The 13551-nt window shown below is 68.4% G+C and carries 7 protein-coding genes and 1 pseudogene; 7 read left to right on the top strand and 1 reads right to left on the bottom strand.

All coding sequences use genetic code 11. The features are described from left to right. Window positions 1-115: 115 nt before the first annotated feature. The 4 genes from pglY to J2S42_RS16645 are packed head-to-tail and all read left to right on the top strand — an operon-like array spanning window position 116 to window position 10015. Complete coding sequence (gene pglY, locus J2S42_RS16660; protein ID WP_307240194.1) at window positions 116-3850, top strand: BREX-2 system ATPase PglY; 3735 nt, start codon at window positions 116-118, stop codon at window positions 3848-3850. Beyond that, window positions 3847-6585 (top strand): BREX-2 system phosphatase PglZ, encoded by a 2739-nt coding sequence (pglZ, locus tag J2S42_RS16655; RefSeq protein WP_307240193.1) that lies wholly within the window; start codon window positions 3847-3849, stop codon window positions 6583-6585. Before pglY ends, pglZ begins: the two co-directional genes overlap by 4 nt. Continuing rightward, the gene (gene brxD / locus J2S42_RS16650) at window positions 6582-7895 is read left to right on the top strand and encodes a BREX system ATP-binding protein BrxD (protein WP_307240191.1); all 1314 of its coding nucleotides are present in this window, start codon (window positions 6582-6584) and stop codon (window positions 7893-7895) included. Before pglZ ends, brxD begins: the two co-directional genes overlap by 4 nt. After that, entirely contained in the window at window positions 7892-10015 is a 2124-nt protein-coding gene (locus tag J2S42_RS16645) for a DEAD/DEAH box helicase (RefSeq protein WP_307240189.1), read from the top strand. The genes brxD and J2S42_RS16645 overlap by 4 nt, the downstream gene beginning before the upstream one ends. Before the next feature lie 40 nt (window positions 10016-10055). Here the strand turns inward: J2S42_RS16645 and J2S42_RS16640 are convergent. Beyond that, window positions 10056-10462 (bottom strand): annotated as a pseudogene (locus J2S42_RS16640) (DUF6642 family protein); the annotation flags it as partial. 128 nt (window positions 10463-10590) lie between these two features. Here J2S42_RS16640 and J2S42_RS16635 point away from each other — a divergent pair. The 3 genes from J2S42_RS16635 (at window position 10591) to J2S42_RS16625 (ending at window position 13546) form a co-directional block, all read left to right on the top strand. Further along, the gene (locus J2S42_RS16635; protein WP_307240187.1) at window positions 10591-11583 is read left to right on the top strand and encodes a hypothetical protein; all 993 of its coding nucleotides are present in this window, start codon (window positions 10591-10593) and stop codon (window positions 11581-11583) included. Further along, window positions 11576-12013 carry a hypothetical protein gene (locus tag J2S42_RS16630; protein ID WP_307240185.1) on the top strand — a complete coding sequence of 146 codons (438 nt, stop codon included), beginning with the start codon at window positions 11576-11578 and terminating at the stop codon, window positions 12011-12013. The genes J2S42_RS16635 and J2S42_RS16630 overlap by 8 nt, the downstream gene beginning before the upstream one ends. Before the next feature lie 363 nt (window positions 12014-12376). Next, window positions 12377-13546, top strand: a complete 1170-nt coding sequence (locus J2S42_RS16625; RefSeq protein WP_307240183.1) for a hypothetical protein — start codon at window positions 12377-12379, stop codon at window positions 13544-13546. Window positions 13547-13551 lie beyond the last annotated feature (5 nt).

Below are 13551 nucleotides of genomic sequence, written 5' to 3'. Positions count from 1 at the left end.
CGGGTCGGCAGCAGTCGGCCCGGCTCCGCCGTTCGGTGGGGTGTGCTGATCGTTCTATCGGTCACCCGGCGGAGCGGCGTGATAACTCCAGCGCTGGAGTTATACGGTAAGCGGCATGTCACAGCCCAGCGCCATGCCGCTGCTCCGTGAGGTCATCGATATCCCGGAGCGGACGAGCACCAGCGACTTCGTGCTCCAGCTCGCCGACAGCGTCGCCGACTCCGGTGCCACGCTCAAGGAGTATGTGGTCACCGACCGGCTACTGGGCAACTTCGACGAGGCGCTCGGGCTGATCCGGTCGGCGATTGAGGGGCACGCTTCCAAGGCCGCCTACCTGCACGGCTCGTTTGGTTCGGGTAAGTCGCATTTCATGGCGGTCCTGCACGCACTGTTGCGCGGTGACCAGGCGGCGCGAGGCCGGGACGAGTTCGCGCCGCTGCTGAACAAGCACAGTGCCTGGCTTGACGGGCGCAGGTTCCTGCTCATCCCGTACCACCTGCTTGATGCTCGTTCGTTGGAGCAGCGGGTTCTCGGTGGCTACGTCGACACGGTGCGGGCGCTGCACCCGGACAAGCCGATTCCGGCGGTGCACCGCACCGACGCGCTTCTGGAGCAAGCTACCGACCTGCGCCGGCGGATCGGCGACGCGCAGTTCATCGACGGGCTGCCGGGCGGCGACACCGAGGACGAGTGGGGCGAGACCGAGAAGTTCTGGACCGGTGAGTTGCTGGATCAGGCGTTCGGCGGGGCGTACGCCGACGAGTTGCGCCGCAAGCTGGTCAACGACCTGCTGACCACGTGGAACAAGGGCTTCTTCAGCAACGCCCGCGAGGACGCCGAGGCGTTCGTCTCGCTGGACCGCGGCCTGACCGAGATCAGCCGGCACGCCAAGGAGGAGCTCGGGTACGACGGGCTGATCCTCTTCCTGGACGAGCTGATTCTGTGGCTGGCCAACTCGATCGGCGACCAGCAGTTCGTCTCTCGCGAGATCCAGAAGATCACCAACTTCGTCGAGGGCGGCAACACCCGCCGGCCGATTCCCATCATCAGCTTCATCGCCCGGCAGCGTGACCTGCGCGAACTCGTCGGCGAGGAGGTGACCGGCGCCAACGAGCTGAGCTACCAGGACACCCTCAACCTGGCCAGCGGTCGCTTCGACGTGATCCAACTGGAGGACCGCAACCTTCCGGAGATCGCCAGGAAGCGGGTCCTCAAACCCCTGACCGACGAGGCCGGCGTCGCGATCTCTCGTGCGTTCGACGCCACCACCAAGGTTCGCCGGGAAGTCTTCGACACACTGCTCGGCACGGACTCGGCCAGCGGGGCCGACATTGATGCCTTCCGGAAGACGTACCCGTTCAGCCCGGCCTTTCTGTCCACGCTGGTCCACGTCTCCAGTGCGCTTCAGCGTTCCCGCACCGCCCTGAAACTGATGCGCCAACTGTTGGTCGACCGCCGGGACACGCTGCGCCTCGGCCAACTGGTGCCGCTCGGCGATCTCTACGACGTGATCAGCAGCGGCGGTGACCAGCCGTTCACCGAGAAGCTCAAGGCCGAGTTCGAGATGGCCCAGAAGCTGTACGCGCTCAAGATGCGCCCGTACCTGCTCGGGCAGTACGGCCTGACCGACGACGACCTGGACGCGGCCCGCCGCGGTGCCACCCTCCCGCCCGACGTGGCTGGCCGGGTGCGGGCGTTTACGGGCGACGACCGGCTCATCAAGACGCTGCTGCTGGCCTCGCTGGCGCCGAGCGTGCCAGCACTGCGGAACCTGACGGCCCGGCGGCTGTCGGCACTGAACCACGGCAGCATCACCAGCCCCATTCCCGGCGGTGAGGTCGCCCAGGTTTCTCGCAAGCTCGGCGACTGGGCCGGCGAGTTCCCCGAGATCCGGATCAGTGAGGGTGACGACCCGGTCGTCTCGCTGGAGCTGGTCGGCGTGGACGTGGGCAGCGTGCTGTCCACCGCCAAGCACTACGACAACGAGGGCGCCCGCAAACACATCGTCCAGCGGATGTTGTGGCAGCAGCTCGGCGTGACCTGGAACGACTCGTTTTTCGCCGAGGCCGGTCTGACCTGGCGCGGCAGCCGCCGGACCATCGAGCTGGTGTACGGCAACGTGCGCGACGCGAACGACATCCGCGACGAGTCGTTCCACCCCGACAGCCCGTCCAACTGGCGGATCATCATCGACTACCCGTTCGACGACGGCAGCCACGGCCCCGCCGACGACCGGAACCGTGTGCAGGAGCTGCTCAGCAGGACGACCGCACGGACGGTGTGCTGGATTCCGGCCGCGCTGACCGTGGAGCGCCTCAACGAGCTGGGCAAGCTTGTGATCATCGACAAGCTGCTCGAAGGTCAGCGCTTCGACAGTCACGCCGAGCACCTCAACCCCGACGACCGGCGTCGTGCCCACGCCGCTCTGACCAATCAGCGCAGCGCGCTGCTGACCAAGATGCAGAACGTGCTGCGCCAGGCGTACGGCTTGGCCTCGAAGCTGCCGACCGACGTTCGGATCGGGTTCGACGACCATTTGCAGCCACTCACCCGGGTCTTGGAGCCGAAGTTGCCGATCGGGGCGGCGTTCGCTGATGCGCTGCGCAGCCTGGGCGACCAGATGCTGACCCAGCAGTACCCGGCTCACCCGGACTTCGACCCCGACCGCAAGGGCGACCTGGTCAAGGCGGCCGACGTCAAGACGGTCCTCGACTACGTCCGCCGGGCGGTCGAATCCACCGAGGGTCGGGTCGAGGTGGAGAGGCCGCACCGGCAGATCATGCGCCGCATCGCGAACCCTCTTGAGTTGGGCACCATGCACGAGGCGGCGTTCGTCATCGAGAGCCGCTGGGCGCAGCATTTCCAGCAGAAGGCCGCCAGCGAGGGCATCGACGGTGAGATCCGGGTCGGTGACCTGCTGCGGTGGATCGACGATCCGAACCCGCGCGGCCTCGACCCGATCGTGGCCCAGCTCGTGGTGGCGACGTTCGCCGAGCAGAGCGACCGGGCGTTCTTCCTGCACGGCGGCGAGGTGAGCCCACCACCGGAACCCGGGCGGATCAACACCGACTATGCGTTGCGGGAGCAGCGGCTGCCCAGCCCGGAGGACTGGGAGGAAGCCCAGAGCCGTGCCATGGCGATCTTCGGGTTCCGAACGTACGCGCTGCGGCGGGGCCGCCTGATGACGATCTTCGGGCGGGACCTCGCCCGGCAGGCCGCCCAGCACCGTGCCGCCGCGGACGACCTTGTCGCCCGTCTCGAACAGCATGCGAAGTGGCTGGAGATCGACCTGGAGTCCGGCCCCGGCCGGCTGGCGACCGCCCGTGCCGCATCCGAGCTGCTCACCGCACTGGACGAAGGGCTACCGGTGGTGGAGATCATCGAGCGGCTGGCCCGTGCCGACCTCGGCGGCCCGGCCGATCGCACCGGGCGCAGTGTCAAGAGCGCGGCTCAGGTGGCTTCGGCACTGGCCGGTGCGCCGTGGGACACCTTCGAGATCATCGCCGGGTTGCCGGAACCACACGCCTTCGAGGCCACGTCGATCATCGCGGAGATACGCGCTGCGGCCCGTGCCGACGAGCTGACGACCCCGTTGGCACCCGTCCTGGGTCGTGCGCGAAGTGCCGCCACCGAACTGTTGCGCCGTGCAACCCGCAAACCGCCGACACCGCCCGTCGTCAACCCGCCGATCATCGTTCCTCCGAAGCCGGGCGGCGGGGATGATGTTCCGCCTGCCGGGCGCATCACCGTGAGGGCTGCATCCGTGGACGAGGCCGTCGAGCAGGTGCGTGCCTTCGCCGCCAAGCACGACAGCGGCGCCATCGAGGTGACGTGGAGAATTGTGCCGTGACTCAGGCATCCACGTCGGCTCGGGCGCTGCGGGTCAATCCGATCGCCCTGCGGCAGAAGGTCGCCCAGCAACTCGAACGGCACCGTAACGGCAACGCGTACCCGGTGATCCTGCTGCGCGCCGAGCCGGTCTGGCCGCACGACCCGACGATCTCGCTGCCCGACGGGCGAACCGCCCGCGTCGTGGCGTGCGGATCCCCGCTGGCGATCTGGGACCAACTGGTCACCGACCGGCCGGATGAGGTGCTGGTGCTGCTTACCGATCTCGCCGAGGCCGCTCTCGGTGATGGTGTCCGCAGCCGCGTCTTCCGTCATCGAGTCATCACCATGGAACCCTGGGACCTGGTGGTGGAGGCTTTCGGTGCCCGGCAACCGGACAGCGCTCTGGAGCAGGAGGCGTGGGCCGGCGAAGCGCTTGTAGATGCGATGCCGCCGGCGGGCTGGCCGAAGCTGACCACGCCGGTGCTGACCCGCGACGTCGCTTTGCGGCACCTCGCCGCCGTACGCCTCGGCTTGGACCGGCGCGGCGCCGGGCCGGACGATCTCGACGTCGATGCCCTGTTGCGGTGGAGTTCCGAGCCCGGAGCGGTCGAAGCGTTCGGGCTGCTGCGAGCCGCTGAACGAGAAGGCCTCAAACAGTGGCTGACCGGTCAGTACGGTCGGCCCGCGCGAGCGTTGTTCGCGCTCGTCGACGCTGGTCACGGCGACGACGCCTTGCCGCTGGGGCTGGTCTGTCACGCGGTCTGGCAGGCCCGTGGCAATGAGGCCATCCGGGCCCGGGGACGTATCGATCAGTACTTCGGCAAACTGGACGACGACGCGACCGTTACCGGTTTCGCCGACGCCGTCGTTCAGGTGGTCCGCGGGATGTTGTCCGCGCCGGAGTCGGAGGTCCGGCGGGACGGGCACGCTGTGCTGGATCGTGCCGAAGAGCTGCTCCTCCAGTTCGGTGCGGTCTCCAGTGCGGCCGCCAGCCCGATCCTTCGGACCGGATTCACCCGCAGGATCAGCACCGCCGCCACCACGCTGCTGGCCGCCCTCGACAAACCGGGCGACCCGGCACTCGACGCGGCGGTCAGTAGCCTGGCCGACCATGACCTGGCCACCGCCGAGGTTGAACGTGTCCGCCGGATTCAGATGGCCCAGCGACTGGTCCGCTGGCTCGGCGAAACGGTCCCACCGCCGGCCAGCGTCGCCGACGGCGTGGACCGGCAGATCGCCGATTGGGGCTGGGTGGATGTGGCGGTCGACCACGTCTGGGCCGGCGACGACGTGCATCCCGAACTGCAGGCGGCTTTCCGCGAAATCTACGAGCGGGCCCGGCAACGGCGGCGCGGCCTGGACGAGTCATTCGCGGGCCGGCTACAGGCATGGGCCACAGCCGGGCCTGGCAACGACGGCGGGCTGCTGACCGTCGAGAACCTGCTCCCGCGTGTCGTCGAGCCTCTGCTGCGGGCGAATCGGCGGGTGCTTCTCGTCGTACTCGACGGGATGAGTGCGGCCGTCGCCATCCAGTTGGCCGATGAGCTGTCGCAGCACTGGGTGGAATACGATCCGCTCGCCGGGTCGGGGACCTCGCGGCGGCGCGGTGTCGTCGCCGCTCTGCCCACCCTGACCGCGGTCTCTCGAACGTCGCTGTTCGCCGGTGCTCTGCGCAGCGGCAGCCAGGACAACGAGAAGCGTTTCATCGCCGACGGTCGCTGGGGCAAGGACGCCAAGGTCTTCCACAAAGGGCCGGCGCGCGGCGGTGCTGGTGAAGTTTTCGCCGGTGACCTGGCCGACGCGGTGGCAGACTCGGGCAACCTGGTGGCCGTCGTGATCAACACGGTCGACGAGTCGCTCGCCCACGGCCGGGAGGGCAGCGAGGCCGGTTGGCAGATCGGCGACGTCGGGTTCCTGCGCAGCCTGCTCGACCTCGCTCGGTCGTCCGGCCGGGCCGTCGTCATCACCAGCGACCACGGGCACGTCTTGGAACGTGGCGGTGACCATGTGCGGGCAGCCGACGCCGCCTCCGCCCGGCATCGGACCGGTCTAGGCCCCGCCGGCCCGGGAGAGGTGGAGCTGACCGGGCCGCGGGTCGTCGCCCCGGACAACCGGATTATCGCGCTGTGGGATCCGCGGCTGCGCTACCGGCCCAGCAAGGCCGGTTACCACGGCGGAGCGTCATTGGCCGAGGTCACCATCCCACTGCTGGCCTTCCTCCTGCCGCACGTGACCGACGTACCGGCGGGCTGGTCAGCGGTCGAGGTGCGCAGCCCGGATTGGTGGCAGCAGGCCACACCTTCGCCGACAGCGGCACCGGAGCTCCCCTCCGCCACACCCAAGTCACGCCGCAAGCCGCCGGTCACGCCCGCTGCCGGCGAGACGTTGTTCGACATCCCCCAGGACACGCCGACAACGACACCGCCAACAGCCGACGCCAACCTCGTCGAGCAATTGAAGGACAGCGAACTGTTCGCGGCACAGCACGCCCTCACCCCGCGTCGCCTCGACATCAAGAAGGTCGAAGCGGCGCTGCGCGCCCTGGTGGAGGCCAAAGGCGTGCTGCCGGCGGCCGTCCTCGCCGAACGCGCCGGTGAGATCCCCGCACGTGCGACCGGTTTCGTCTCCACGTTGCAGCGCGTCTTCAATGTGGACAACTACCCGGTGCTGACCCTGATCGACGACGGGCGCACCGTACGGCTGGACATCCGCCTGCTGCGCGAGCAGTTCCGGCTCTCTGGGGAGCGCTCGTGACCAGTGCCAGCCCGCTGCGACGACGCGAAGTCATCGACGCCCTGCGCCGCGGCGCCGTACCCTCGGCAGGTCTCGACCTCCTCGCCGTCGGTCTCGACCGGTTCCACCGCGCCATCGACGAAGACCTGGAAGCGGTCGCCGCCAACGGTTCGGTCTTCAAAGCCGTCCGCGGTGAGTACGGCTCCGGCAAGACGTTCTTCGTACGCTGGATCGCCGAGCGGGCCAAACGCGTCAACCTCGCCACGGCCGAGGTGCAGATCTCGGAGAACGAGACACCGCTGCACAAGTTGGAAACGGTCTATCGCAGGCTCACCGAGCGGCTCACCACCACGACGTTCCCGCCCAGCGCGTTACGCCCGGTCGTCGACGGCTGGTTCTACGCCCTGGAAGAGGACGTGCTGGCCGCCGGCGATGTCGACCCCGACGACGCGGCAGCCCTCGACCGCGCGGTCAGCGTCCTCCTGGATCAGCGTCTCGCCGAGGTCAGCCGCAGCGCCCCCGCCTTCGCTGCCGCCCTCCGCGGCTACCGGACCGCCGGCCTGTCCGGCGACGCCGCGACCGCCGACGCCGTCCTGGCCTGGTTGGGCGGCCAACCGCACGTGGCAGCCGCCGCGCGACGGGTGGCTGGTGTCAAAGGCAACCTCGATCATTTCGCCGCACTGAGTTTCCTGCAGGGACTTCTCGCGGTGCTGCGCGACAGCGGCCATCCCGGCCTGCTGCTCGTGCTCGACGAGGTGGAGACACTGCAGCGGGTCCGTTCCGACGCCCGCGACAAGGCCCTGAACGCGCTACGGCAACTGATCGACGAGGTCTACTCCGGCCGTTTCCCCGGCCTGTACCTGATCATCACCGGCACACCCGCCTTCTACGACGGGCAACAGGGAGTGCAACGCCTGGCACCCCTGGCACAGCGCCTCGCCGTCGACTTCGACACCGACCCTCGGTTCGACAACCCGCGCGCCGTGCAGATCCGGTTACCGGGCTTCACCATCGACTCCCTGGTCGAGTTGGGCGGCCGGGTCCGGGACCTCTACGCCGACGGATCATCCGCAGCCGAGCGGGTTCGGGATCTCATCGACGACACGTACCTCGATCAGCTCGCGCGGGCCGTGGCCGGCGGACTCGGTGGCAAGGTCGGCATCGTGCCCCGCCTCTACCTCAAGAAGCTCGTCAGTGACGTTCTGGACCGGGTCGATCAGTTCTCCGACTTCGACCCGCGTCGGCACTACGCGCCCACGATGACCACTGCCGAGATGACCGACGTAGAGCGCAACGCCGCCAGCGCCGACGAGATCGCCCTAGACCTGTGAGCAGCACCGACCTACTGCATCCGGTCCTGCTGCACCACATCGTCAACTCCCTGCAGTGGCCCGGCCTGCGGCCATTGCAGGAAGCGGCAGTCGAGCCGCTGCTAGCCGGCGAGGACGCCCTGCTGCTGGCGCCGACCGCGGGCGGCAAGACCGAGGCCGCGGCCTTCCCGCTTCTCTCCCGCATGACCGTGGAGAGCTGGTCCGGTACATCGGTGCTGTACCTCTGCCCACTCAAAGCCCTGCTCAACAACCTGCAGCCCCGGCTGGACCGGTACGCCGACTGGCTCGGCCGCAAGGCCGCCCTCTGGCACGGCGACGTCACCGCGTCCCGCCGGCAAGCCATCCTGGCCGCACGCCCTGACCTGCTGCTGACCACCCCGGAATCTCTGGAGGCGATGCTGGTCAGCCAGAAAGTCGACCACCGGGCGTTCTTCGCCGGATTGCAGGCCGTCGTGGTGGACGAGGTTCACGCCTTCGCCGGGGACGACCGAGGCTGGCACCTGCTGGCCGTTTTGGAGCGCCTCACCCACCTGATCGGCCGACCAGTACAACGGGTCGGGCTATCCGCGACTGTGGGTAACCCGGACAGGCTCCTGACCTGGCTGCAAGGTTCGGGCGCCGGTACCCGGCCAGCCCGCGTCGTCGCGCCAGACCTGCCCGTCCTCGTACCGGGAGAACCTGCTCCCGCTGTGCCGCCCGGAGAGATCGAGCTCGACTACGTCGGCTCCCTCCAGAACGCCGCCAAGATCATCGCTAGCCTTCACGCCGGGGAGAAGCGCCTGGTCTTCTGCGAGTCCCGGCAAGCGGTCGAAGAACTCGGCAGCCTCCTACGAGGCAAAGGCATCACCACGTTTCTGTCACACGCCTCGCTCTCCGCCGACGAACGGCGCCGCTCGGAGGAAGCGTTCGCCGAAGCACGTGACTGCGTCATCGTCTCCACCAGCACCCTGGAACTCGGCATTGACGTCGGCGACCTCGACCGCGTCATCCAAATCGACACCCCCACGACCGTGGCATCGTTCCTCCAGCGCCTCGGCCGTACCGGCCGCCGGCCCGGCAGCATCCGCAACTGCCTGTTCCTCGCCCGCGACGGCGACGCTCTGCTCGAAGCCGCTGCTCTGCTGTTGCTCTGGGGGCGTGGATGGGTGGAGCCTGTCATCGCGCCACCCGAACCCAGGCACATCGCTGCCCAGCAGATACTCGCGCTCTGCCTGCAGGAACACCGAGCAGGAGATCAGACATGGCCGCAGTGGTGGAATGGACTCGCCCCGTTCGACCGCAGCGCCGACCCGATCCTGCGCCACCTGATCGATCAGGGCTACCTGGACAGCGACGGCGGCATGCTCTTCATCGGGCCCGAAGCCGAACGGCGCTTCGGACACCGGCACTTCATGACCATGACCGCCGTCTTCACCGGCGCACCCGAATTCACCGTGCTCGTCGGCCGCGAAGAACTCGGCCGCGTCGACCCAGCTCTACTCACCGAAGAAGTCCAGGACGACCGACGCCTTCTGCTCAACGGACGCAGCTGGCGAGTCACCTACATCGACTGGCGCCGCCGCCGCTGCTTTGTCGAACCCGCCGACGGCGGCGGCAAGGCCCGCTGGACAACCGGCGGCTGGTCGGGTCTCGGCTTCGAGTTGAGCCGTGCCATGCGTGAAGTCCTGCTCGGTGCGAACCCGCCGGTGAAACTCACCCGCCGAGCTATCGATCGTCTCGCGCAGGTGCGTGAGGATGAATCCCCGCTTGTGCACCCAGGCGGAAGCGTCATTCTGCGCGACAACCGCGGCGACGACCTCCAGTGGTGGACCTGGGCCGGTTTCCGAGCGAACGCCACCCTCGCCGCGACCCTAACGGAGGTCGTCGACCCGATCCAGCGCTTCGACGACCGGCACATCCGACTCCGGGAAAACGTCACCCCCGCCGAATGGCGGGCACTCATCGCCGACGCCAGCCAGCGACTCTGCCTCCCCGACGTCAACAAGAAGGCCCTCGACGGACTCAAGTTCAGCCAAGCGCTGCCGGAACGGCTCGCGCTGGCCACGCTGGCCGCCCGACTGTCCGACCTTGAGGGCGCCGATGCTGTTCTCGGCGAATCCGTACGATTTGTGCACGCATGATCACGGCAGGAACCTAATCGATTGTAAGGACCCAGGCTCCTCATACGGCCTGAGCCGAAGCGTAAGGTCGAGGGCGCCAGCTCTTCCCGCTCGCATACGCGACCCTGAACCCGAGACCCGCCGAGAGTGCGGCCCAGCGGGCGGAACCAGACGCTGCTCCGCACCGTCCTGCCGAGGGCTGTTTGCCAGGACATCCAGCAGAACCGTCTCGAACGCCGCAGCCTCAACCCAGCCGACGCTACGGGTATAGCCGCAGACCATGGCGGCGCCAGTGGTCGTGAGGAACTCCCGTAGCTCCGAATCGGAGAACCGCACCACGGGGCAACTGCGGAAGTACGGGCGCCAACCCCTCACAGCGGCCGGCCGAGGGCTCGGCCACGTCCGCCGGGTCCGTTAACAAAGCTTCCTCGGCTCACCGTGCATCGCGAAGTTGCCGACGTGGTAGTCGAGTCGTAGGCGGCGGAGGCGGATGCCGGGTCAACCCGCGAGCCTTCGCCCACCTACCCCACAGTCGATACCATTCGCAGGCGATGTGTGCCGGGCCTGCCGGCGTGGCCTTGGGGAGAGGTGCGGCGTTGGCGATACCGAAACTCTCGGTAGGGTTGCTGGCTGCCAGCGGGGCGCTGGTCGTCGGCAGTGCGGTGACGCTGGTGTCCGGGGGGCGAGAAGTGCATCTGGCCCAGGCCAGGCTCGCCGACTGCGATACCCGTCGTGAGGCCACCCTCGTTCGGCTGTGCGCCGAACGAGACCAGACCAACGGTGCGCTGCGATCCCTCTCCCAGGCGAAACAGCAGGCACGCGAAGAAGTGGTGTTCCGGCTGCGAGATTTCGTCGCTGCCCTGGGCGTGAACGTTCGAACAGTCGACTACCGGTTCCTGGATGAAGCCGACTATGCGATGAGCACTGAGGCGCTCGACGTAGCCATCCCCGGTCTGGACGTCACCGACCTCGTGCCCGGCGTGGTCATCGCCGGCCAGGTCGCCGGGGCCGTTCCGGTGATCCTGAAACGGATCGCCGTGAAATGGGGCAAGGCCGGCACTGGCCGGATGATCAAGACTCTCCGCGGCCAGCCTGCGACCAACGCCGTCGAAGCGCTCTTCGGCAGCGGCCCAAAAAGCCTGGGCGGCCTCGGTCGGGCTGGCGGCCGGTTCGTCCTCAAAGCCTCCGCCGTTGGAGCCGGCGCAGCCGTGATCGGCGTGACCGCCAAGATCCAAACGGTGAAAGCGATCGCGCAGGCCGCCGAGGCGTGCAAGACGATCGACGAGGACATCGCCGAGCTGAACCTCGGCTGTGAGTTCATGCGCGCCACCGCCACCCGTGCCGGCCAGCTGGAGAGAATTCTCGCCCGACTGACCAGGCCCGCCGTCGAAGCCCTCGACCTGCTCGAATCCGAACCGTACGACGACCAGTTCCACGGTGACCGCCTCGACCTTGCCCGAGACTACGTCGCGTCCCTCACCGCGATCATCACCGCGCCGATCATCGACGAACGCGGCAATCTGGATGCGGCCACCGAACAGCTCATCCTCACCCACGCCAGCGACGACACGGAGTCCCCGGATGCCTGACTACGACATTAGCCAGCCCGAGTCCACCCCGGCCGGCACGAACACCACGTTCGTGGTCAACTCCACGGATGTCGTCTCCGCCTTGCAAACCTTGATCAACGCACGGCAGCAGGGCATCGAAGTGCGGGAGACCGCGGCCACCCGCCGCGAAGAGATCCGCGCCCGCCGCGACATCGAAATCAAACGCCTCGACACTGCAGCGCAAACCGTCCGCGAGTATTTCGACCGGGCCTTCGCCGCGGCGGACAGGATTCATGACCGGCTCTTCGAGGACCTCGCCAAAGCCCGCGAAACCGGCGATAACGCGACCATCCAGGCGTCGCTCACCGCGATCGTCGATGTCGCCCGCATGTCCCCGCTCGCCACCATTGGTAACCTCGGCGAACTACGCCGCGCGCTCACCGATCCGGCCGTCGTGGTCGAGTTCTGACCGGCCGGAAACGATGGAGCCAGCCCGACCGTATGGCGGGTCCGGATTCCTGGTAGGGCTGCGAGCCGGGCAGCCCGCAGCCGCTGCCGCTTGGAGTCAGCGCTCACACCGGGCTGTGATTGCCGCGTGAGCTGGCCAAACGTCCAGGCAGTGGGTTGCCGGGGACGGTGGTGGTGTGGTTCGCATGGGTGCAACGTCCGGCCCACTTCACGCCTGACCTGCGTGTTCGAACAGGTCAAATGTGGCATTGCGCGACGCGGGTCGCTCGCCTGTCGCCCCGGGGCGTATGTGGTAGATGGGTACATGCCCAAGAGTCGTGGTCGTCCCGCGGGACGAGGTAAGCCGAAGCGTCCGCAGCGCCCGGTGCGTGAGCTGCGGTTGTCGGACCGGTTGATGCGTGACGCGGTCACGATCGCGTCCGAGGACAGTGTGCTCAAGGTCGAGCGGTGGGCCAGTGGGTGGCTTGGCGCGGCGTGGTCGGCGGCGGGGTTCGGCGAGCGTGAGCCGGAAAAGACGTTCCACCTGGAGGTGGTGGGCCGGGCGTCGACCCGGCCGTCACCGCATGGGCTGGCCGCGGTGGCGGCGCTGCGCCGTGTCGCCGCTCCTGGTGAGTGGTCGATGCTGGACGGCACCCTGGAGATCTTGTCGGAGAGCCAGTCGGCGCCGCCGTGGTTCGCGGTTCCCGCCTTCGAGCCGGTTCGGGCGTGGCGGGCGGTGGATGTCTGGGACAGCGAGCATGTGCTGTTCGTTGAGTTCGCGGGGCAGACGCCGCACACGGTGATGGCGCAGATTTCCCTTGCCGGCGGTGTGCTGGTCGACAAGCTGGCAGTGCTGCAGCCCGGGGCCGAGGAGACGTGGGACCGGCTGCGTGAGCCGGGCGAGGTGCCGATGCCGGCGGTCGAGTGCCCGGTTGAGGTTGCGCTGGCGGAGCTGGCGGACGCCTTGCGGACCACTGACATGACCTGGCCCCGCCATGATGACGAGGACTTCGTCGACTTGCGGGCGCTGGCCTGGTCGCGATGCCTTCCGTACCTGCCGGACTTCCGTGACTGGCAGCCGATGGGCGATGAGGAACGGGAGCGCCTGGTGGGCGGGTTCGCGCCGGTCGACGCCACGGTCGCCAGGTCGCTGGCCGACCTGTTCCTGGACTACGGAGACGGCTACATGACCAGTGGTCCCCTGTGCTGGAGCCCGGGACAGGTCGGCCTGTTCCTGGCCGACTGGCTGCCGCGTAAGGCGGCGCTGGACGCCGAGCAGCGCGCCGCGCTGCCGGACGTGTTGCGGCGCTGGATCCGGTACGCCCTGGAACGTCGTGCGGTCGACCCGGAGTGGATCGGTCCGGTGGTCGAGGCTGTCGACACGTTCCTTCCCGCGTTCGAGGAGGCGTTCGACGACGCGGCGGCGTGGGGTCCGGCCAAGCAGATCGCCGCGGAACTGGCGGCCCGCGGTATCGACCTCACCGACCCGGAGGCCGTCGACGGAGCAATGCGGGGACTCAACGCCGAGCGCCTCGCTCGGCGTCTGATCGATTGATCACC

It is taken from the genome of Catenuloplanes indicus (genome assembly GCF_030813715.1).
Taxonomy (GTDB): Bacteria; Actinomycetota; Actinomycetes; order Mycobacteriales; family Micromonosporaceae; genus Catenuloplanes; species Catenuloplanes indicus.
This window is presented reverse-complemented; position numbering and strand designations above follow the sequence as displayed.